The sequence below is a fragment of the Corallococcus sp. AS-1-6 genome, from assembly GCF_020037015.1.
GTDB lineage: Bacteria > Myxococcota > Myxococcia > Myxococcales > Myxococcaceae > Corallococcus.
The window spans coordinates 1-21,400 of the sequence record NZ_JAIQDE010000006.1 but is presented as its reverse complement, the minus strand read 5'-3'; the positions used below and the strand labels follow the sequence as shown (position 1 = coordinate 21,400).

Below are 21,400 nucleotides of genomic sequence, written 5' to 3'. Positions count from 1 at the left end.
CACGGGGCATCTCTCGCCGTGATGGACTACGGACTGACAGGGCTGGTGCTGTTCACGGTGGCGGTGGCGGCCCTGTCCACGGTGCTCATCCTGGTGCCGGGCGTGGCGGCGGCGTACGCGCTCGCACGCTGGAGGGGCCCGGGGCGCGGCGTGGTGGAGACGGTGCTGGCCCTGCCGCTGGTGCTGCCTCCGACAGCGGTGGGGCTGGTGCTGCTGGAGTTACTCGCGCGGGACTCGGCGCTGGGGCGGATGCTGGATGCGCTGGGCGTGGAGGTGGTGTTCACGCCAAAGGCGGTGGTTCTGGCCAGCGCGGTGATGGCCTTCCCGCTGCTGGTGCGCTCCGCGCGCGCGGGCTTCGAGGAGGTGGATCCACGGCTGGTGGCCGTAGCGCGCACGCTGGGGGACACGCGCACGCGGGCCTTCTTCCGGGTGACGCTGCCTCTGGCCTGGCGCGGGGTGCTCACGGGCGCGCTGCTCGCGTTCTCACGGGCGCTGGGGGAGTTCGGCGCGACCGTGCTGGTGGCGGGCAACATCCCAGGGAGCACGCAGACACTGTCGCTGGCCATCTTCCAGCGCACGCAGGTGGGACAGGACGCGGAGGCGCTGAGGCTCGCGGGCGTCTCGGTGGTGCTCGCGTTCGGGGCCATGTACGTGACGGAAGTGGTGACGCGGCGCCGCGGTGCCCGGGGGCTCGCGTGAGCCACGGACCTGCACGCTGGGCGATGCACGCCGTGCGGTCCCGCATGCCCAAGCCGGCGGCTTCGGGAAACCGCGTGTCCACGGAGGGTGGACGGGGCACCACGCGGGCAAGGGGCGCGCGCTCGTGATGGAGCTCTCCCTGCGGTTGCCCCTGGCACGCTTCACGCTGGAGGTCGAAGCGCGCTTCACGTCCGCGTCGGTGGCGGTGCTGGGGCGCTCGGGCTCCGGAAAGACGTCACTCCTCGAGGTGCTCGCGGGCTTGCGGCGGGGCGCCACAGGGCGCGTCGTGGTCGATGACCGCGTGCTCCTCGACACGGCCGCTCGTATCGACGTGCCGCCCGAAGCGCGCCGCATGGGCTACGTGCCGCAGGACGCGTTGCTCTTCCCGCACCTCACCGCCGGGCAGAACGTGCGCTTCGGCGTGCGCGCCGGACGGCCGTCGCGCGTGGACGAGGCCGTGCATCTGCTGGAGCTGGAGCCGCTGCTGCACCGCTACCCGGTGACGCTGTCCGGAGGCGAGAAGCAGCGGGTCGCGCTGGCGCGGGCGCTCGCGACGAACCCCGCGCTGCTGTTGCTGGACGAGCCCCTGGCCGCGCTGGACGTCGCGTTGAAGGAGCGCGTGCTGCCGTACCTCCTGCGCGTGCGCGACGAAGCCCGGGTGCCCTTGCTCTACGTCACCCACCAACTCGGTGAGGCACGGGCCCTGGCCCGCGAGGCGCTGCTCCTGGACGGCGGCGTGGTGAAGGCCGTGGGCCCCGCGGACACGGTGCTGGGCACCGTGGCGCGAGGCCTGCTCACCGGTGAGCCCGAGGAGAACATCCTCGAAGGCACCCTGGAACATCCCTCATCCGGAGGCACGCGGCTGCGCGTCACGGAAGGCCTGTCGCTCTGGGTGCCGGACGCGCCGGAGCTGCCCCACGGCACCCGAGCCGCCTACGCCGTGCCCGCCGAGGACATCCTCCTGTCCACCGGGCCGCTGAGCGGCGTCTCCGCGCGCAACGTGCTCGAAGGCGCGGTGACGAAGCTGGAGGACGCGGGGGCAGGGGAGTGCGCGACCCACGTGGACGTGACGGGAGTGCACTGGGTGGTCCGCCTCACACACGCCGCCGTGCATGAGCTGCGCATTGCCCCGGGGCTGCGCGTGTACCTCGCGGTGAAGTCCTCCGCCTGCCGCCGCCTGGCGGGCCGGACTTCCTGAGCAGTGGGGCAGAGGCACGTCGAGGAGGTCAGGGACCTGAAACGACTCCGCAGGATACGCGCCTCGTGGAGTTCAACGGAGAGCCATCTCAGTCCAGGGTGATTTCGCGGACGTCAGGAAGGGCGGAGTCACCGGCAGAGGCGGCCCGCCGGGCGCGCTGGCTCAAAACCTGTCCGACTGTCGGACAGGTTTTCGCCGCACGATGCCTGAACCCGCGAACGTGTCCGACTGTCGGACAGGTTTGCATCGCTCGGGGCTGGAGGGTGCCCCCTTCCAGCAGGCCACGCGGACGGTGGGGGCTCGCGCCCATGTCAGACCCCCATGGTTGGATGGCGATGCTGAGGCGAAGAGGGGGGATGGGGATGAATCGGGGCGGGCTCGTGGCGTACGTGGAAGCGCGGATTGAGAGCGATATCGCGCTGGGGCGGTGTCACCCGAGCGGGCGATTCGCTTCCGAAGCGGAGCTGGCACGTCGCTATGGCGTATGCCGGGGCACCATCCGCGAGGCGCTGCGGCGGTTGGCGGCACGGGGCCTCGTGGTGCAGCGCCCCGGGCGCAAGACGCGCGCGGTGGCGCTGGATGAATCGCTGACGCTGGAGAACCTGAGCCTGGCGCTGCATGACGCGCGCTCGCCGGACGCCCGGTGGCTGCTGGATGGGTACTTCAGCCTCAAGCGGCAGGTGCTGGTGGAACTGCTGGTCGACTGCTGCGCGAAGGCCTCGGACCGCGACCTGGACCGGCTGGGGAGCGCGTGCTTCCGGCTCCAGGACGCGGCGCGCTGGGAGTCGGGTACAGCTTGCGCCCAGGCGGAATTCGAGTTGCTACGGCTGGCAGCCCGGGTGGCCGAGCGGCCCGGGCATGTGCTCCTCGTTCAGTCCCTGCAACGGGCCTTCCTGGGAGGCGCGGACCGGCTGCAGCCTTTCATGGGGGGAGAGTTGCTGCGCGAGTGGGCCTGGCGCGCAGTGGGGGCGCTGGATGAGCGCGACGCGCGGAGGCTTCAGCACGAACTGCCGGCGCTGCTGAAGGCGCGCGATGATCGCATGCTGGAGGCCTTCGCTCCCGTCCTCCAGGAGCCGGTCTCCTCCGAAGCCGCGTGCTCTCAGGAAGCGCCGCTCAGCGCCTCCGCGTCAGCTCCCGCGCCGTGCGGCGCGCCGAAGGCACGGCCTGACGTGGACGAGAGAGACCTTGGCCCGCGTGTGCCAGCCGCGGAGGATATCGGAGCGCTCGGGGGCGCATCCTGTCCCCAGGCGGAGGCCCTCCACCTGGAGCTGGAGTGTGGGGCGCTGCCGCCGCCAACCGTTCCAATGCCCGTTCTCAACGAGTTCGTGGGTGATGGCACCGGGGCGGACGAGCAGGCCGCGGCCTCGGAGACCTCGTCCGACCATCGGATTGGACTGCCGCAGGAGACGGGGGGCCGCCTGGGCGGGTGGATTGCGCGACTCTGGCGCTTCATGGTTCATGCCCTGGGGCCACCTGCGTCGTGCTCGGATTACCGGGGCTTCAGTGCCCGCGCGCCTCCGCCTCGAACCGCCGATGGGCGGACTCCATCCGTGCCAGCGCGTCCACGAGGTCGCGCTCGATGTCCTCCCGCTGGGCCTGCACCAGGTCTTCCGGAAAGCCCATGCGCTCCAGCAGGTTCAACCGCATGAAGAACCGCTCGCACTGATCGGCCCTGCGCGCGCGATCCAGATACTGACCTGCTTGAAAGAGGAAATCCCCCCAGGAGAGCGCCCCGTTTCGGTGGCGGAGGACCAGGCTCGCCAGGTGGTCCGCATTCTCCTCGCGGATTTCCTCGGGAGTGGCTGGAAACGGAAGCATCGGAATGTCGCGGATCAGCCCCAGCGCTGTGTCGGCATCTGGCGCGGTGCACATTTCCAGCAACCAGCGCGGTGGGTCATCCAGCTTCATCACCCAGGCATCCGCCCAGGCGATGATCTGCTTGAGCCCGACGAGCCCCATCTCCACCATCACGCCGATTCGCACGACGGAGACCAGGTCGAACGGGCTGCCGTCCTTCACCGCTTCGACCCGGTCTTCTTCGCCCCGCCGCGTCCACCCGCCTTCGCGTGGTAGCCCTCCACGCGCATGCCCAGTTCATGGACCACGGACATCGCCGTGTCCTGCGGGATGCGCGTCTCCTTCAGCTTGTTGTGCGCGGGGTCGAGCATCAGGCCCGTGGCCCCGGAGAAGTCCGTCCGGGTCAGCGTGCAGCCGCGGAAGTTGCTGCCGGTGAGGTCCGCGCCCGTGAAGTCCGCGTCCGTCAGGTCCATGTCGAAGAAGTTCGCTTCCCTCGCCACGCAGCGCACGAAGGACGTCTGGCGAAGACTCAGCGCCACGAACGAGCTGTAGGGCAGGCCGCACTCCTCGAAGTTCACCTCCGGGTTCGGCGCCACGCCCGTCCAATCAATGCCCATCAGCTTCGAACCCTCGAAGCGCACGTCCCTCAGACGGATGCCATTGAAGTTCGCGCGCGTCAGGTTGCAGCCCCGGAACACACACGCCTCCAGCAGCGTGTCCTTCCACCGGCCCTCCTGCAATTCACAGTTCAGGAAGGTGCACTGGTAGAATTCCTTGTCACCCAGGTCGACGCCCTGGAGGTCCAACCCCTCGAACGTCTCCTTTTCGAACGAGTCCTCCTGCTGAAGCCGCTTCGCCACCGCGCTGTCATTCTGGGCCATGGCTGCCTTATACCGGCTCGCCGCCACGCATGCGCGGGGTGAAGTGCCTGCCTTATCGCGAAGGGCCCGGCCCCAGGAAAAGCGCCGGGCCCTCCACGGCCTTCACGCTACTTGGCCACCAGCACCAGCACGCCGCGGCCGCACAGGCCGTAGCTCGCGGCCTCGCCGCCAATCAGGTCCGCGCTGCCCGGGTTGAGCAGCACCTGATCCGCGCCCCGGCTCTCAATCCACGAGCAGGTGTCCGTCACCCGGTACCACTGCTTGCCGCTGCCCGGCCACGGCAGCAGGAAGTTCACGCTGGCGGACCAGCCGTTGTAGGCGACGTAGATGGCGCTCACCGTCTCACCGGCGAACTCCGTCGCGTCGATGCGGTACGCCAGCGCGTGGTTGCTCGCGCTGTTGAAGTACGCCGCGTCCGGGACCAGGCCGTCCGGCTTGAACCAGCGGTGCTGCTCCATCACGTTCCCGTTGTTGTCGTTCGTCTTGTAGAAGTCCGCCGGACGGAGCGCGGGGTGCGCCTTGCGGAACGCGATGAGGTTCTTGGCGAAGAGGCGGAAGTTGGACTGGTCCGCGCTCCACGCGTAGTCCAGCCAGTTCTTGTTCGAGTCCAGGTTGTAGACGTTGTTGTTGCAGTACTGCGTGCGCAGGAACTCGTCACCCCCCGTCAGCATGGGCACGCCCGCGCTCAGCATCATGAACGCCAGGCCGTTGCGCGCCGCCTGCCGCTGGAGCGCCGCGCTGCCGCCCTGGTCCCAACTGTGGTTGCTGTCCTCGCCGCCGTCGGACGGGCCGTAGGGCCACGGCTGGCTGTTGTTCTTGCTGTTGCACGAGTACAGGTCCTTCAAGGTGAGGCCGTCGTGGGCCACCATGAAGTTCACGGACGCGGCCGGCTTGCGGCCGTCATCCGAGTACAGGTCCGACGAGCCCGCGAAGCGCGTGGCCAGTTGCGCCGGCGTCACGCTCTCCACGCCCAACTGGTTCTGGTCCTTGCGGAACGTGTCGCGGAACGCGCCGTTCCACTCCCGCCACTTCGCCGGGAAGTTGCCCACCTGGTAGGAATTGCCGCCAATGGCCCACGGCTCCGCGATGAAGTCCGTGCCCGCGCCGCCCGCCTCCGGGCGCGGGTCCAACTGCGTGGTGATTTGGTTGAGCGCGGTGTTCGGGTTGTCCCGGTCGTAGAAGTAGCCGTCGTGGGTGTCCGTCTGGTGTTCGTAGACATTGCCCAGCACGGACGCCAGGTCGAACCGGAAGCCGTCCACGCCCAGCGTGTCCTTCCAGTAGGACAGCGAATGCAGGATGACGTTGCGGGCCGTGGGGTTGAACGTGTTGAAGTTGCCGCCCACGCCCGTGTTGTCCCAGTTGAACTTCATGTCCTTCGTCAGGCTGTAGTACGTGGGGTTGTCCAGGCCCCGGTACGACATGACGTTGTACGTGGTCGGGTCGCCGTTGATCCACGCGCCGCCCTCGCCGGTGTGGTTGTAGACCACGTCCACCAGCACCTTGATGCCGGCGTCGTGGAACGCCTTCACCATGGTCTTGAACTCGCGCGTGGGCCCGCCCGGCGTCTGGTCGCACGCGTAGCGGCGGTCCGGCGCGAAGTAGCTGAGGTTCATGTAACCCCAGTAGTTGTCGCCCGCGGTGCTCATGACGGTGTCGTTGTTGCCGTTGTCCGTCTCGTGCAGCGGCAGGAACTCCACCGCCGTCACGCCCAGCGCCGCCAACTGCGCCGCCTTCTGGCCCGCCGTCTTGTAGGTGCCCAGACAGGCGGCGTCCAACCCGGAGCCGGTGTCCTGCTTCGTCAGGCCGCGCAGGTGCACCTCATAGACGATGTCGTCCTTGAAGGCGCGCGTGGGCTTGGTGCCCGTGGCCGTGGCGTCCGGCGGCAGCACGATGCCCTTGGGCGCGAACGGGCCGCTGTCCTTGTAGCGGTGCAGCGGGCCGGACGCGAACACCGTGGCGTCCGTGTTGCTGGGGTTCACCGGGTCGTGCGACAGCTCCAGCGCGTACGGGTCCCACAGGAGCTTGTTCGGGTTGAAGCGGTTGCCCGCGGAGTCCACGTCCGCGATGAAGCCCACCGCGTTGTTCGTCTTGGTCCAGGTGGAGTTGTACGTCCAGTTGGGGCCCCACGCGCGGTAGCCGTAGTAGACGGTGCCGGTGACGCCGTAGCTGTTCTTCAGCGTGGAGACGGAGACGGTCTTCGACCAGACGTTGGTCGTCGTGTTCTTCGTCATCACGTAGCTGACGGCCTCCTGCGCGCCCTGGGCCGTCTTGTAGATCCACACCTCGATGCGCGTGGCGCGCGACGAGTACACGTTGAAGGTGATGTTCGCCTGCGTGGCGTCGTACTTCGCGCCCAGGGTCCAACTGAGCAGCTCCTGCTCACGCTGCGCGATGTCCTCCACCGCGGGCGCGGAAGGCGCGGAAGGCGCGGGGGTGTCGGCGGGGGCTTCCGGGGAGGCGCAGGAGACCAGCGCCGAGGCGAAGCCCGCGGCGACAAGGGGATGCCACCGCGAGAGCCAGGGGCTCCGGCGGTGGCGACGGGGAGGGGTCATCATGGATGTGGCTCCAGACGCGGCAAGCGAGGTTCACGACCGCTGCATGGCCACCGGGCCCGCGACTACCCGGGGCCCGTCCGGTTCACCACCCCCACGACTGTGAAGTCAACCGCACGTTCCCCCACTCCCACCCCCGGGTCCGCTCGCGTGTGACGCAAGACATGGCCCGGTGCGTCAAGGCACGGGGGCGGGTGGGGTGACGCAGGTCTTGCTGGCCCCACACACCAGGTCGAGCGCGCAGTCCTCGTTGCCCACGCACCGGGTGCCCTGGGGGCAGTCGTAGCCGCTGCCGCCGTTCATCCCGCTCACCTTGAAGTTGTTGTTGGCGACCTTCTCCGTCATGGCCTGGTTGCCGATGGAGCCCTTCAGCTTGTGGGTGACGTTCACGGTGATGGAGCCGGTGACGACCGACGCCTCGATTTCGAACGGCTCCTCCACCGCGTTGATGGCGTCCCGGATGACGAGGGCAATCTGCGCCGCGGGCGTGCCGCTCGCCAGGACCACCCGCTGGTTGGCGGGGTTCTTGAGGCTGTTGTCGCGGTCGAACTCGAAGGTGACCGGCGTGTTGATGCCGTCGCTGAGGGTGAACGTCTCCTGGTCGGACAGGTTCGCGCTCGACGTCGCCGTGATGGTGCCGGTCGCCGCCTGGAGCGTCTGCGTCTTGCAGTTGGCGCTGCACGAGCCGCAGGTGAGGGTGTTGCCGTCGTCGCAGGCCTCGTTCGTGGCGTCCTTCACGCCGTCGCCGCAGACGTTGCCGGAGAGCGAGAGCACCTGCTGGCAGTCATTGCTGCACTGCTGGCAGCTCGCCGTGCCGTACAGGCAGGTGGACTCCGTGGTGGTGTTGCCGTCGTCGCAGGCCTCGTGGTCCGGGTCCTTCACGCCGTCGCCGCAGACGTTGCCCGTGACGGGGACCCGCTCCTTGCAGTCGCCGCGGCACACCTGGCAGCTCGCCTGCCCGTAGGGGCACGAGGACTCCGTCTGCGTGTTGCCGTCGTCGCAGACCTCGTTGGAGGCGCTGGGGTCCTGCTTGCCGTCGCCGCAGACGTTGCCCGTGAGCGTCAGGACCCGCTGGCAGTCGTCGCTGCACGTCTGGCAGTTCGCCTGGCCGTAGGGGCAGGAGGTCTCCGTGGTGGTGTTGCCGTCGTCACAGGCCTCGTGGGTGGGGTCCGCCACGCCGTCCCCGCAGACGTTGCCCGTCACCGGTAGCAACTGCTTGCAGTCGCCGCTGCACGTCTGGCAGTTGGCCACGCCGTAGGGGCAGGAGGTCTCCGTGGTGGTGTTGCCGTCGTCGCAGGCCTCGAAGGTGGGGTCCTTCACCTTGTCGCCGCAGACGTTGCCCGTGAGCGACAGGGGCTGCTGGCAGTCGCCGCTGCACTTCTGGCAGGTGGCCACGCCGTAGTCGCACGCGGTCTCCGTCTTCGTGTTGCCGTCGTCGCAGGACTCGTGGTCCGGGTCCTTCACGCTGTCGCCGCAGATGTTGCCCGTGCGCGACAGGCTCTCCTTGCAGTCGAAGCGGCACACCTTGCAACTGGCGGTGCCGTAGGGGCAGGCGTCCTCCGTGTCGGTGTTGCCGTCGTCACAGGCCTCGTTCGTGGCGTCCTTCACGTTGTCGCCGCAGACGTTGCCCTTCAGCTCCAGCCGCGCCTTGCAGTCGCCGCTGCACGCCTCGCAGGTGGCGGTGCCGTAGTCGCACGCGACCTCCGTCTTGGTGTTGCCGTCGTCGCAGGCCTCCGGGCGGTCCGGTCCGTTGACGTTGACCACGCTGTCGCCGCAGATGTTCGGCTTGCAGGTGCCCAGGCAGTCGTCGTCGTCGCGGGTGTTGCCGTCGTCGCACTGCTCCTTCGCCGCCGTGTTGGTGACGCCGTCGCCGCAGGCCACGGGGGTGCAGTCCACGTCGCAGATGGCGGAGCTGGGCCCGTCGTCGCACTGCTCGCCCGCCGCGGTGTTGAGGTACCGGTCGCCGCAGGCAGCGGGCGTGCAGTCCGCGTTGCAGGTGCGGGAGTTGCCCGCCGTGTCGCACAGCTCGCCGCGCGTGAGGTTGGTGAAGCCGTCGCCGCAGAAGGCGATGGTGCAGTCCGCGTCGCAGGCGGGGCTGTTGACGGGGCCGGGGTTGTCGCACTGCTCGCCGGAGGACGTGTTCACCACGCCGTCGCCGCAGGCGCGCAGCGTGCAGTTGGCGTTGCAGTAGGCGGACTCGCCCTTGTCGTCGCACTGCTCGCCCGCGGACCGGTTGACGATGCCGTCACCGCAGACGCGCACGGTGCAGTTGAGGTTGCAGATGGCGGACTCGCCCTTGTCGTCGCACTGCTCCTCGCCGTCGCGGACGCCGTTGCCGCAGCCTTCCGCGGACCGGCAGTCCGCGCTGCAGCCGTCCTCGCTGACGTTGTTGCCGTCGTCGCAGATTTCACCCTTGATGGTGTCCAGGACGCCGTTGCCGCACGTCTCGTTGGACTTGCAGTCGGAGCTGCACCCGTCGCCGTTGACGTTGTTGCCGTCGTCGCACTTCTCACCCTTGGCCACGTCCACGTAGCCGTTGCCGCAGCTCTCCTGGGAGCGGCAGTCCGCGCTGCACCCGTCGCCACTGACGGTGTTGCCGTCGTCGCAGCGCTCCTCCTTCGTGGGGTCGGTGTAGCCGTTGCCGCACGTCTCGTTGGACAGACAGTCCGCGCTGCAGCCGTCGCCGCTGGCGTTGTTGCCGTCGTCGCACCGCTCGCCCACGGCCGTGTCCACCACGCCGTTGCCGCACAGTTCGTTGGACTTGCAGTCCGCGCTGCAGCCGTCGCCGTCCTCGGTGTTGCCGTCGTCGCACTTCTCGCCCACGTTCGTGTCCGGGACGCCGTTGCCGCAGGTCTCGTTGGACCTGCAGTCGCGGCTACAGCCGTCGCCGTCCACGACGTTGCCGTCGTCACACTGCTCGTGGGGCTGGACGACGCCGTCGCCGCAGTCCGTGGAGATGCAGATGGACTGGTTCGCGGCGCACTTCAGGCCGTCCGGGCACACCAGGCCGGCGGGGCAGTCCACCGTGGTGGGCTGGAAGCAGGAGGAGAGGAGCAGGAGCGGCGCGGCCAGGAGCAGCAGGGCGCGCGCCATGGAAGAGGGGGAGACGCGTGTCATGCGAGGACCTCTAGAAGCGGAACGTGGCCACGGCACCGCCCGACCCCGCGCCGAGGAGCGGCGTGACCTGCACGGCCGCCGCCTCCTGGCCCGGTTCGATGCGGTACGGCTTGGGTTGGTTGAGGACGGCGAGCACCGCGCCGGTGACGATGACGGCGCCGCCCACGGCGTACCCGGCGATGGCGCCGGTCTGCATCAGGTTGCCCTGGGAGCGCTCGTCGGCGACGGCGGCGGGCGGCACGCAGCCCCCGCATTGGGTGATGCCGGACTCGAAGGCGCGGAAGTGGTCGCGGGACTGGAGGTGCAGGAAGGTGCTGCCGCCCGCCACGGCCACGCCCGCGCCCATCACCAGCCAGGGCATCGCGGCGGACCAGCGGCGCTTGTAGCGGATGAGGTCGTCGGAGGTGAAGAGCTTCAGGTCCAGCGTCGTCGTTTCACCGGGCAGCAGCGTGCGGCTCTGGTCGCTGGGCACATAGCCCGCCATCGTCGCGACGATGCTGTGCGCGCCGGGGCGCACCAGCGCCTCGTAGCGGCCGGGGGCCACGAACAGCGTCTGGCCGTCCAGGGTCACCGTGGCGCCGGGCGTGGCGCAGGTGATGTCCACACGCGCCAACTGCTTCTCCACCAGCGTCTTGTAGTTGCGGGCGTACTCGTACTTCTCCTTCTCCAGCGGCGCCGGTCCGAAGCGCAGCGCCGCCACCAGGTGCTCGTGCACCTCCACGGGCTGGTCCAGGTTCATCAGCGCCAGCGCGAGGTTGTAGTGGATGGCCGGGTGGTCCCAGCGCGCCAGCGCCTGGCGGTACTTCTCCACCGCCCGCACGAAGATGGACTCCTTCAGGAGCACGTTGCCTTCGCCGAACAGCGCGAGCGACGCGTCCTGGTCCGCCTTGGAGATGCCCTGTGCCCAGGGGCGCTCGTCCGCGCCGGAGGGCGAGCCCTCCAGCGTGCTGCTGGCCTGCTCCTGCTGGGGCTCCACGGCCCTGGGCGTGGGCGGCGGGGGCATGGGAAGGGAGCTGGAGAGGGGCGCGTCCGAGGGGGCCTGTGCGGCCTCGGCGGCGGTGGGCTTGCGCTTGCGCTTCGAGGCGCCGGTGCCGGGCAGCTTCGTCTTGCCCGTCGCCTTCGACGCGGTGGGCTTCTTCTTCATGCCCCGGGACGTCTTCGCGGTGCCTGTCCGTGGCGCCGGCTCCCGGGCCCACGCGGGCACGGACTCCAGCGCCAGCAGCAGCGACAACGCGACCGCGGACCTGCTCATCACCCTGTTCAAGACGCTTCTCACTTCAGGACCTCGATGACCGGACTGCCGAGCTGGGATTGCAGACGGGAGACGCGCTCCTTCTCCCGCTTGAGCAACGTGGAGAGTTCTTCCGCCGCGCGGAGGGCCTCCTCGCGGGCGTCGCGCGCGGACTCGGCGCTCTCCTCGGCGCGCTTCTTGGCGCTCCGGGCGCGCAGTTGCGCTTCCTGGGCGCGCTTCAGCGCGGACACCAGTTCGTCGTTCTTGCTGAGCAGCTCCTGGTTGGCCAGGGCCACCTGCGCGTTGGCGGACTCCGCCGCCTGCTGCGCCTTCTGGCGCTCCAGCTCCTTGGCCTGCACCTCGGCCAGCCGCTGCTTGGCCTCGGCCTCCGCGCCGCGGGCGTTGGTCTCGGCGGCGCGCGCGATGATTTCGGCCGCCTGGGCCGCCTGGGCCTGCTTTTCGGCCTCCTGCTGCGCGTTGCGGATGACCACGAGCGCCACCACCGCCGCCACCACCAGGAGCCCCAGGAACGTCGCGCTGCCGATGAGCAGCGCCCGCTTCAGCCGGCGCCCCTTCTTCGCCTGCGCGAACACCGCCGTGAGGAAGTCCTGCTGCAGCCGGGGCAGCTCTCCCCGGTAGCGCCGCTGGAAGCGCTGGGCCTCCTCCACCAGCTCGCCGCGCCACAGGAGGTGCGCGTCGAAGTTCTTGCCCTGCCACTGCCGGGCGGCGTTGCGCAGTTGCTCCAGGAACGCGGAGTCCTCCTGGCCCTCGTCCAGCCAGCGCCGCAGCGTGGGCCAGCTATGGAGGAGCGACTCGTGGACGATCTCCACCGTGGCGCCCGTGGCGCCGCCGCCGGTCTGCACCACCAGCAGGCGCGCCTGCACCAGGTGGTCGATGAGGCGCTGCATCTCCCCCGTGTCCTTCGTCAGCTCGCGCAGCTCGTCCAGGGACACGATGGCGCGCGTGCGCTCCGGGGTGACCAGCCGCAGGAAGAGCGCGCGCACCAGCGTGCGCTCCTGCGTGGACAGGCTCTCCAGCACGCTGTCCGCGTGGCTCGCGAGCGCGCCGGCGATGCCGCCCATGGCCTGGTAGGCGCCCTCCGTGAGCAGCCGGTGGGTGACGTCTCGCGCCTCCCACAACTGCGTGGCCGCGAACTGCAACAGGGGCAGCGCGCCCTGGGACGCGTCCAGGTGCTCCAGCATGCTGGCCACCATGGCGGGGCTCTCGAACTGGTAGCCCGCGCGCTCCGCCGGCTGCACCAGCGCGTCCTTCAGGCCTTCGCGGGCGGGCGCGGTGAGGAAGTAGAGCCCCTGGCTGAGCTCCGCCATGAAGCGCTCGTCCTCCGGCACGCGGTCCAGGAAGTCCGAGCGGATGGAGAGGATGACGCGGATGGGCGTGGTCGCGTCGTCCGCGATGCCGGACAGGCACGCGGTGAAGGCCAGCCGCTCCTGGGCGTCCGGCACCAGCGTGTAGAGCTCCTCGAACTGGTCGACGAAGAGCAGGATGCGCCGCTTCTCCCGCCGCGCGCGGCTGCGCAGCACGTTGCCCACGTAGCCGGGCTCCGCGCGCAGCCGCTCCACCACCCGCTGCTGCTCCACCAGGTCGTCCTCGATGGTGGTGGACGAGCTCATCAGCGGCGTGACGATGCTGGCCAGCGCCGACAGGGGGCTTCTGCCGGGGCGGATGACCAGCGCCTCCCACGGCGTGCCGGACCGCTTGAGCACGGGCACCAGGCCCGCGCGCACGAACGACGACTTGCCCGTGCCGGACGGGCCCACCACGGCCAGCAGCGGCCGGTCGTTGATGCGGTTCACCAGCGCGGCGATTTCACGGGTGCGGCCGAAGAAGCGGTCCGCGTCCGCCTCCTGGAAGGAGCTGAGGCCCGCGTAGGGGCTTTCGTCCACGCGCAGCTCGCGGCTCATGCGGCCGGGCAGGAAGGGCTCCAGCGCGCGCAACAGCGACGCCGCGTCCGGATAGCGCTCCTCCTTGCGCTTGAGCAGGCAGCGGTCCACGACGGCCGCCAGCTCCTGCGGCACGTCCGGCGCCATCGTCCTGAGCAGCGGCATGGGCTCGTCCAGCATGCCCGTGACCATCAACTGCGGGCCGCGCAGCGGATCCAACGGGTGCTTGCCGGCGAGCATGCGGAACAGCATCAACCCCACGGCCCAGATGTCCGTGCGGTTGTCCACGGCCACCCCGATGCCCCACTGCTCCGGGGACATGAAGGCCATGGTGCCCATGATGGCGCCCTTGCGGGTGAGGTTGGACACGTCCTCGCCCATGCCCTCCACCGAGTGCAGCCGCGGCTGGACCCGCGGGCCGCCCGGGGCCGCTTCCGCGGGCTCGTCGCCCTGGAGCACCTTGGCGATGCCGAAGTCGAGCACCTTGATGGCGCCCGAGTCCGTCACCACGATGTTCTCCGGCTTCAGGTCGCGGTGGACGATGCCCTGCTCGTGGGCGCACACCAGCGCCTTCACCACCGGCACCATCAGCTCCACCGCGCGCGCGGGCGGCAGGCGCTGGGTGCCCAGCACCTTCGTCAGCGGCTTGCCCTGCAGGTACTCCAGCACCATGAACGGGCCGCCGGTGAACTCGCCGACCTCGTAGATGATGACGATGTTCTCGTGGCTGCACCGCGCCGTGGCCCGCGCCTCCAGGATGAAGCGCCGGGTGATGTCGGCGTCCTCGCTGTGCAGGAACTTGATGGCCACCCGGCGCCCCAGCCGCACGTCGCGCGCCAGGAACACCGTGCCCATGCCGCCGGAGCCCAGCTCGCGGATGAGCTCGTAGTGCTGCAGGCGCATGCCCGGGCGCAGCGCGTGGCCCTGGATGGAGGGGCTCGTGTTGTTGCCGGTGTCACCGGTGCCACCCGTGCCCGGACGCGACGGCCCGTCCCACGTGGACGAACCCGTGTTGGAGCGGGACGGAGGCTCCACGGGCGCGGGAGCGACCCCCAGGAGCGACTCCATGTCCGCGGCCTGGGTCCGGTCCGCGAGGTCCGAGGACACACCCGTCACGCCCACCGCGGGGGGCTCCCGCCGCACGGCACCTGCTTCGTTCTTCATCATGTCCGGCCACTTTTCCCGCGACGCATTCACAGCCATGGCGCGACCCGGGCACCTCCGCCCGGTGCAGCCATGCGCTGGCTACAGCCCCCCGGCCCTGCCACCACGTGTCGTAATCATACACGGTCACTGAATCGCGGACACTCCACGCCCCCGCTGTCACAGGCGTGTCTGTTTTGACCTTGGGGGGCAGGAGGGCACACGCGCGCGGAGAGTCATTGCGCCACCGCGACACGAAGTGTGTCGGCTCCGTGCGTCGTTCCATAACGTGGGGACTTTTCCTGTGACGCGCGCGGTCAGCGGATGCCATCTCAAGAGGGGAGGAGGGCGGGTTCCAGTAAAAATCCAATCAATCTGTTTTCCTTGATTGAAACAGGGAATCCATGGTTATTTTGATTCCCATGGTTCCTTCCACTCCGACCCAGACGCCCGCATCCGGTCCTCCGCGAGCACGGCGTGTCCCCTGGGTCCTGGCGGGCGCGGGGCTGGTGGCCGTTCTGGCGGCCGTGGGTCTGGTGTGGCGTGGCGGTGACGACGCCCGGGCGCCGTCCGCGGTGGCGGCCCCCGCCAAAGGCACACAGCCGGGCGGGGCGCATGGCGGCGGTGGGGGCGCGGCGGCGGCGGCGCCTGCTGGCGTGGCGGAGGCGGAGGCCGCGGAGCGCCGCTTCTCGGACCAGACGTGCTTCCCGGAGCTGGCGCGCTTCAACGACGGCGTGACGATGGAGTCGTTCCGCGATTGGGCCGCGCCGCTGCTCGCGTCGAAGGACCCGCTCGTCCGCGACTACCTGAAGGCGAAGCTCGCGGAGCTGATTGGCGACGACGCGAAGAAGGCGGGGCAGGTGGTGGACTGGGCCCGGGACGCGCAGGGGGCGGAGTTCCAGGTGTTGCTGTCCGGGCTGCGCGGGTCGGACGCGGTGCAGAAGCCGCAGGTCGCCGCGCGGCTGCTGGAGGCGGGGATGGACAAGGGGCTGTCCATCGCGCGGCGAGCGGGCATGCTGTCCGCGCTCGACACGCAGAAGCACCTGACGCCGGACGCGATGGACCGGATGGCGGACTTCGCGCGCGACCCGGCGTCCACCGAGGCGGGCTGGGCGGCCACGCGCACGCTGGGCCGCGTGATGGCGCGCGAGTCGGAGAACCTGGGGGACGCGTCGCCATACCTCGACCGGCTCCTCACCATCGCCACGGACGCGCCGGACGAGCAGATCCGCCACCTGGCGCAGACGGCGCCGCTGCACAACTCGCCCGTGCTGGACGCGAAGACCACGGCCCGCTTCGAGCGCATCCTGCGCAGCGAGGGCAACGAGGACGGCCGCGACGCGGCGGCGCAGGTGCTGGCCATGTCCTCCGACAAGGAGCACGTGCTGGAGATGTTCACGGACGCCTTCCAGCGCGAGCAGTCCGTGTGCGTGCGCTGGGCGCTGTTCCGCTTCTCCGCGCGCGTCGCGGGCCGGGACGCCCTGCCGGTGATGGCGAACATGGCGACCGTGGATCCGCGCTTCCAGCCGCTCTACGGCATCTTCGAGACGCTCTACGCCCAGGGCCACGTCGACTTCATCCGCGTCTGGAACGAGCTGCCGGACCAGAACCCCTTCGGCTGCATGGACCGCCACACCTAGGAGCCCTGCCCCATGCCCCGCTACCTCCAAGGTCTTCGCGCGCTCGGGGGCCTGACGCTGATGTTCGCGTCCCCGGTCGTCACCGCCCAGTCCACGCCCTCCACCGCGAAGCCCGCGCTGCGGGGGGAGAGCTGTTCGGTCCAGGGGCTGATGGATCAGCTCCGCCAGGGATTGGGCTCCAGCTCCAAGGCCTACCGCGACTATCTCCAGGCGGTGCTGCGCGAGGCCGCCGTGTCGCTGCCTTCGGGCGAGCTGCACGCGGCGTTCGACCGTGAGACGGACCCGGCGATGGTGGAGCAGTTGGCCGCGGCGCTGGTGGCGCGCAGCGAGCGCGAGGCGGAGAAGGACGCCATCCAGGCCGTGGCCCGCCGCGCGCTGGAGGACCGCGACCCGTCCGTCCGCGCCGCCACCGTGCGCGCCATGCGCCGCACGGGCGCGCTGGAGAAGACGGGGGACATGTACGAGCGGCTCATGCGGGACGGCTCGCCGGAGGTCCGCATGGAGGCGGCGAAGAACCTCGTGGAGGACAACGCGCACGTCTACTCCGGCTATCACGGCCCGGCCACGGACACGGCGGTGAACGCGGCGGCGGTGTCCACGGACCCGAAGGTGACGGCGACGATTCTGGAGTCCCTGGACACGCGCAGGATGGGGCCGGAGGCGGGGCAGAAGCTGCTGGGGATGCTGGGCCACGAGAGCGCGGACGTGCGGCGCTCGGCGGCGCTCGCGCTGGGCAGCGCGCCGGCGGCGCAGATGGGGCCCGCGCGCGAGGCGCTGGTGGGCATGTACCGGGGCGAGCGGGACGTGGGGGTGCGCAAGGCGCTGGTGCAAAGCATCGCGGAGCTGGGCTTCGCGGACGCCGTGCCGGAGCTGCGCAAGCTGCGGAGCATGGACCCCGCCATGGCGCCGGAGATCGACGCGTGGATCCGCGCCTTGGAATCAGGAGTTCAGGAGTGGGGCCTGCTCCTGAGAGAGAAGCAGCGGCTGCAACAGGTCCGTTGAGCGGCACCCTCATGGGGCCGGACCCGCCGGCCCGAAAGGAACACCCCCGATGCGTCACATGAAGAAGAAGGTCTTCGCGGCCGTCCTGGCCCTCGCGGTCCCCTCCGTCGCGGCGGCGTACTCGTACACGGTGAAGTCGCCCTTTCCGGGCACGGTGACGGCGACGACGTACTACTCCAGCGGCAGCTTCCACGGCGCGTTGGACATCTCCAGCGGCCGCTGCAACTACTGGGGCGTGGAGACGGGCGTGATGGCGTCCCTGTCCTGGAACGTGACCATCCGCACCTCGGGCGTCTATTGCAACGGCACGGGCAGCGGCACGCAGAACGAGGCGAAGCACGCCTTCGCCAACGGCCGGACGTTCCGCCTGTGGCACTTCATCAAGACGTCGGATTCGTATGACCGCACGTGCAACCGCTGCCAGGTGGGCAACGAGGGCGGTACGGGCAACGCCACGGGTCCCCACGTCCACGTGCAGTATGACCAGTCCGGCAGCAACCTGACCGGCTGGTACTCCGGCTACACCACCAAGGGTGAGGCCGTGGACCGCTCGGAGACCATCGGCGTCATCGAGTAGCTCCCAGCTTCCCGCCGGAGGCGGAGCGTCGTGGGGCGCTCCGTCTCCCGTGGAGTCGGGAGGTCGGTCGCGGGAGCTGTCGCGGCACGCCGCGACGTCTCCCTAGGCCGGAGGCGGCGGGAGGCTCAGGGCCACGGTGCCTCGGCCCCGGCGCTGCTCGCGGACCCATTGTTTGGAGTGGTGGATCTTCCGCAGCATCCCCTGGAGCGAGGGCTGCTGGCTGGCCATGAGCAGCAGGTAGCTCCACACGGAGCTGCCCCGGCGGTTCAGCAGCGAATAGGCGAACTGCGTCGCGTCCTGGTCCACGTAGCTGGGGACGTTCTCGAACCACTCGGAGCTGCTGCGCGCCGCCAACTGGATGGCCAGCAGGGAGGCCCTGCGCTCCTCGTCATAGGCCTCCAGCGCCGTGGGCACGTCCGGCTGCTCTCGCAGTTGCCGCGCCAGCCCGATGGCGTCCTGCATGGCCAGCTTCGTCCCGGAGCCGATGGAGAAGTGCGTGGTGTGCGCGGCGTCGCCCATCAGCACCAGGTTGTCGTGGTACCAGCGCTCGTTGGTGATGCGCTTGAAGTTGAGCCACGGCGCCCTGCCCATGCCCTTCAACTGGTTGAACAGCGACCTGCCCTGGAGCCGGCTGTGGAAGATGCCCTCCAGCTTCCGGAGCGTCGCATCCGGCCCCATCGTGTCGAAGCCCAGGGCCCTCCAGGTCGCCTCCTGGCACTCCACGATGCAGGTGCTGGTCTCGCTGTTGAAGCGGTAGCCGTGGAACCAGAGCCAGCCGGCGGGCGTCTCCTCGAAGGCGAAGGTGAAGGCGTCGAACACCTGGTTGGTGCCCAGCCAGATGTACTTGTTGCGCCCCTCCTCCATGTGGGTCTGGAAATGATGGGCGTGGCGCTGGCGCAGCCGGCTGTTGACGCCGTCGCAGGCGACGACGAGGTCCGCGTCCATGAACGCGGCGGGGTCCGTGACGTCGTGCTCGAAGCGGACGTCCACGCCCAGCCCCCGCGCCCGCCGGATGAGGATGTCCAGCAGCCGGTCGCGTCCCAGCGCGAAGCCATAACCGCCGATGTGCGTCGCGTACTGGCCGCGCAGGTGCACCTCCTGCGTGTCCCAGCGCGCCGCGGACAGGGCGATCCGCTGCGCGCTCACCGGGTCGTTCCGGTAGAGGTCGTCCAGCAGGTCATCCCAGAACACCACGCCCCAGCCATACGTCACGCCCGCGGGGTTGCGCTCGAGGACGGTGATGTCGTGCTTCGGGTTGGACAGCTTCGCCAGGATCGAGAAATAGAGCCCGGCAGGGCCACCGCCAACACAGACCATCTTCATCGAATCCCCCCAGCGCGCGAACGGCCCGGATGCTACCGGCCTGTCAGGGAAATCGACGCTGGTCGGAAGCGCTGTCTGTCGTTGCTGGGAGGACAGAAGAGGGGATGAGAGGCTTCAGCGGCTCCGGCCCTCGCGCCGCCGGGCCCCGCGGACGGGGGCAGGTGTTCAGCGAGGAACGCCAGCGGGTGTCCTATTTCGCGCCCGGCGCCTGGATTCGGGTTTGCGCGGCGTGGCCATTGTCTCGGAGGCTCGCGGGCCGCATCCCCACGGGCCGGAAGGCCGTACTCCTCTTTTCCCGGGACACGCCATGCGCATCGAACTCACTGGAAGGACCGCCCTCGTCACCGGCTCCACGGCCGGCATCGGCCTGGCCACGGCGAAGGGGCTGGCGGCGGCGGGCGCCGCGGTCATCGTCAACGGCCGCACGCAAGCGTCGGTGGACCGGGCCATCGCGGCGGTGCGCGAGGCGGCCCCGGGCGCCACGGTGAAGGGCTTCGCGGGCGACCTGGGCACGGCGGAGGCCTGCGCGGCGCTGGTCGCGGCGCACCCCCACTGCGACATCCTCATCAACAACCTGGGCATCTTCGGGCCGAAGGACTTCTTCGACGTGTCCGACGAGGACTGGAGCCACTTCTTCGAGTCGAACGTGCTGTCCGGCGTGCGGCTGTCGCGCGCGTACCTGCCGGGGATGCGGAAGCAGGGCTGGGGCCGCGTGGTGTTCGTGTCGTCCGAGTCCGCGCTGAACATCCCCACGGAGATGATCCACTACGGCGTCACCAAGACGGCGCAGTTGGCCGTCGCGCGCGGTCTGGCCAAGCGCATGGCGGGGACGGGCGTCACGGTCAACTCCGTGCTGCCGGGCCCCACCCTCTCCGAGGGCGTCCGGGAGATGTTCCGCGAGGAGCACGAGAAGTCGGGCCGCTCCTTCGAGGACCTCGCCGTGGACTTCATCCAGGCGAGCCGGCCCAGCTCCCTCCTCCGCCGCCCGTCCAGCGTGGAGGAGGTGGCGAACATGATTGTCTACGTCGCGTCGCCCCAGGCCTCCGCCACCACCGGCGCCGCGCTGCGGGTCGACGGGGGCGTGGTGGACTCCATCGCCTGAGCCCCCGGGGCGGGGCGTCGCGTGTGCAACAGTGTGGGCCGCCGGCGGGGTTCAAGGGCGTGCAGGCTCGAAGGTGCCGAGATGGTGCTCCGCAGGCGCTGCGCACGGGGAGGTCTCTCCGGTCCTGACTGAGTGCGCGGGCGGACCTCTTCTCCCTGGAGCAGACGCTGCCGCTCTTCGCGGAGGACATCATCTGGTGCGCCATGTCCTACCGCTCCGTGAATAGGGAGTCGGACGCCCACGGTCTGAGGCTCTGGCTCTCGCCTCCCTCCATTCCCTCGGGACATGTGCACCACGGGTCCATCCGGGTTGTCAGACTCCGCGGATATGACGCTTTTCTGCACGCCACACCGGAGTGCAGTCTGGAGGCGCGAGCGATGGGCGACCGCTGGTGGGCGGTGCTGTGGCTGGGGCTTCTTTCCCTGCGAGGAGTTGCCACGGCTTCGCCCGACTCCGAGGCTTCGGTCCCCAAGAAGCTCACCCGCTCCAGGTCTTCACTGGCACGGCTGGAGGCAACAACGCTGACGTTCCAGCCGCGCGCGGGGGTGGGCACGGATGAAGGATTCGTGCAGGTAGAGCCGACCCTCATTCTCGACGAAGGCGCGGGGTTCGGCCTCAACCTGGGCGCTCCGGTGCGGCTGCGCCTGTGGGGTGAAGGCACGGGCCTCGTGAGGAGGGAGGACTGGGACAGCCTCTCTGATTGGGGACAGCTCGTGCGCGGCCTCAAGCTGGGCTCGAACGACGCGCCCGTGGGCGTCTGGTTCGGCGCGCTGGAGTCCTACAGCCTGTTGTCCGCGCACCTCGTGCGGCGCTACTCCAACCGGAGCAATCCCGATTACCACCCGGCGGGCGGCTTCCTCACCGGCACGCTGGGTCCCCTCTACACGCAGACCTTCGCCTCGGACGTGCTGGGCGCACGGTTGATGGGAGCGGAAGTCGCGCTGGACCTGGAGCACGTCCTTTTCGGCCAGCCCCGCGAGCCGGGCCGCTACACGCTGGCACTCTCCGCCGTACATGACTGGGGGAACGCCGGAGGGCGTGCGCCCTCGGTGACGCTGGCGCATCTGGACGGCACCGCCGTGGTGCTGGTGCGGCCGGGCTTCGAGGCCCACCTGCTTGCCGGTTGGGGCGGACGGCCCGGTGAGGGTGGCGCATGGGGTGCGGTGGTGGGAGCGGGCGCGGATGCATTGACGCCCACGCTGGAGCTGCGGCTGCGCTTGGAGATGCGCAGGCAGCA

13 protein-coding genes and 2 pseudogenes are annotated in these 21,400 nt (G+C 69.9%); 8 read left to right on the top strand and 7 right to left on the bottom strand.

The window, feature by feature from the left end; all coding sequences use genetic code 11:
* Positions 1-21 precede the first annotated feature (21 nt).
* The 3 genes and pseudogenes from modB to K8612_RS39525 form a co-directional block, all read left to right on the top strand.
* On the top strand, positions 22-699 hold the full coding sequence (gene modB / locus K8612_RS10085; RefSeq protein ID WP_223762309.1) for a molybdate ABC transporter permease subunit: 678 nt from the start codon (positions 22-24) through the stop codon (positions 697-699).
* A gap of 127 nt (positions 700-826) precedes the next feature.
* The gene (gene modC / locus K8612_RS10080) at positions 827-1,897 is read left to right on the top strand and encodes a molybdenum ABC transporter ATP-binding protein (protein WP_223762308.1); all 1,071 of its coding nucleotides are present in this window, start codon (positions 827-829) and stop codon (positions 1,895-1,897) included.
* 308 nt (positions 1,898-2,205) lie between these two features.
* A pseudogene (locus tag K8612_RS39525) lies at positions 2,206-2,400 on the top strand (hypothetical protein); the annotation flags it as partial.
* Between the two features lie 997 nt (positions 2,401-3,397).
* On the opposite strand, the gene K8612_RS39520 reads toward K8612_RS39525, so the two are convergent.
* From K8612_RS39520 to K8612_RS10050, 6 genes are all read right to left on the bottom strand, one after another.
* Complete coding sequence (locus K8612_RS39520) at positions 3,398-3,916, bottom strand: hypothetical protein (protein WP_373692095.1); 519 nt, start codon at positions 3,914-3,916, stop codon at positions 3,398-3,400.
* Positions 3,913-4,575 (bottom strand): pentapeptide repeat-containing protein, encoded by a 663-nt coding sequence (locus K8612_RS10070; RefSeq protein ID WP_223762130.1) that lies wholly within the window; start codon positions 4,573-4,575, stop codon positions 3,913-3,915. Before K8612_RS10070 ends, K8612_RS39520 begins: the two co-directional genes overlap by 4 nt.
* A gap of 107 nt (positions 4,576-4,682) precedes the next feature.
* Positions 4,683-7,130 carry an isoamylase gene (locus K8612_RS10065; RefSeq protein ID WP_223762129.1) on the bottom strand — a complete coding sequence of 816 codons (2,448 nt, stop codon included), beginning with the start codon at positions 7,128-7,130 and terminating at the stop codon, positions 4,683-4,685.
* A gap of 174 nt (positions 7,131-7,304) precedes the next feature.
* A complete protein-coding gene (locus K8612_RS10060; RefSeq protein WP_223762128.1) occupies positions 7,305-10,244 on the bottom strand; it encodes a DUF4215 domain-containing protein in 2,940 nt (979 codons plus the stop codon).
* Positions 10,245-10,254: 10 nt separating this feature from the next.
* Positions 10,255-11,496, bottom strand: a complete 1,242-nt coding sequence (locus K8612_RS10055; RefSeq protein ID WP_223762127.1) for a PEGA domain-containing protein — start codon at positions 11,494-11,496, stop codon at positions 10,255-10,257.
* A 20-nt stretch (positions 11,497-11,516) separates the two neighbouring features.
* Positions 11,517-14,543, bottom strand: a complete 3,027-nt coding sequence (locus tag K8612_RS10050) for a protein kinase (RefSeq protein WP_223762126.1) — start codon at positions 14,541-14,543, stop codon at positions 11,517-11,519.
* 485 nt (positions 14,544-15,028) lie between these two features.
* On the opposite strand from K8612_RS10050, the gene K8612_RS10045 reads away from it, so the two are divergent.
* From K8612_RS10045 to K8612_RS10035, 3 genes are read left to right on the top strand one after another with little or no spacing between them, the layout of a single operon-like run.
* Complete coding sequence (locus K8612_RS10045) at positions 15,029-16,159, top strand: hypothetical protein (protein ID WP_223762125.1); 1,131 nt, start codon at positions 15,029-15,031, stop codon at positions 16,157-16,159.
* A gap of 12 nt (positions 16,160-16,171) precedes the next feature.
* Positions 16,172-17,161, top strand: coding sequence for a HEAT repeat domain-containing protein (locus K8612_RS10040; RefSeq protein ID WP_223762124.1), 990 nt, complete (start codon positions 16,172-16,174; stop codon positions 17,159-17,161).
* Positions 17,162-17,210: 49 nt separating this feature from the next.
* Positions 17,211-17,738 (top strand): hypothetical protein, encoded by a 528-nt coding sequence (locus K8612_RS10035; RefSeq protein WP_223762123.1) that lies wholly within the window; start codon positions 17,211-17,213, stop codon positions 17,736-17,738.
* Positions 17,739-17,840: 102 nt separating this feature from the next.
* On the opposite strand, the gene K8612_RS10030 is transcribed toward K8612_RS10035, so the two are convergent.
* Positions 17,841-19,061, bottom strand: a complete 1,221-nt coding sequence (locus K8612_RS10030) for an FAD-dependent monooxygenase (protein WP_223762122.1) — start codon at positions 19,059-19,061, stop codon at positions 17,841-17,843.
* Between the two features lie 307 nt (positions 19,062-19,368).
* On the opposite strand from K8612_RS10030, the gene K8612_RS10025 reads away from it, so the two are divergent.
* Positions 19,369-20,163, top strand: a complete 795-nt coding sequence (locus tag K8612_RS10025; protein ID WP_223762121.1) for an SDR family NAD(P)-dependent oxidoreductase — start codon at positions 19,369-19,371, stop codon at positions 20,161-20,163.
* A gap of 377 nt (positions 20,164-20,540) precedes the next feature.
* Positions 20,541-21,400 (top strand): annotated as a pseudogene (locus K8612_RS10020) (hypothetical protein); the annotation flags it as partial.

What these genes read in the sequence shown, in the direction of transcription:
- modB (WP_223762309.1), top strand. Translation starts at nt 22, where the DNA reads ATGGACTACGGACTGACAGGGCTGGTGCTGTTCACGGTGGCGGTGGCG.
- modC (WP_223762308.1), top strand. Translation starts at nt 827, where the DNA reads ATGGAGCTCTCCCTGCGGTTGCCCCTGGCACGCTTCACGCTGGAGGTC.
- K8612_RS10070 (WP_223762130.1), bottom strand. Translation starts at nt 4,575, where the DNA reads ATGGCCCAGAATGACAGCGCGGTGGCGAAGCGGCTTCAGCAGGAGGAC.
- K8612_RS10065 (WP_223762129.1), bottom strand. Translation starts at nt 7,130, where the DNA reads ATGATGACCCCTCCCCGTCGCCACCGCCGGAGCCCCTGGCTCTCGCGG.
- K8612_RS10060 (WP_223762128.1), bottom strand. Translation starts at nt 10,244, where the DNA reads ATGACACGCGTCTCCCCCTCTTCCATGGCGCGCGCCCTGCTGCTCCTG.
- K8612_RS10055 (WP_223762127.1), bottom strand. Translation starts at nt 11,496, where the DNA reads ATGAGCAGGTCCGCGGTCGCGTTGTCGCTGCTGCTGGCGCTGGAGTCC.
- K8612_RS10050 (WP_223762126.1), bottom strand. Translation starts at nt 14,543, where the DNA reads ATGATGAAGAACGAAGCAGGTGCCGTGCGGCGGGAGCCCCCCGCGGTG.
- K8612_RS10040 (WP_223762124.1), top strand. Translation starts at nt 16,172, where the DNA reads ATGCCCCGCTACCTCCAAGGTCTTCGCGCGCTCGGGGGCCTGACGCTG.
- K8612_RS10035 (WP_223762123.1), top strand. Translation starts at nt 17,211, where the DNA reads ATGCGTCACATGAAGAAGAAGGTCTTCGCGGCCGTCCTGGCCCTCGCG.
- K8612_RS10030 (WP_223762122.1), bottom strand. Translation starts at nt 19,061, where the DNA reads ATGAAGATGGTCTGTGTTGGCGGTGGCCCTGCCGGGCTCTATTTCTCG.
- K8612_RS10025 (WP_223762121.1), top strand. Translation starts at nt 19,369, where the DNA reads ATGCGCATCGAACTCACTGGAAGGACCGCCCTCGTCACCGGCTCCACG.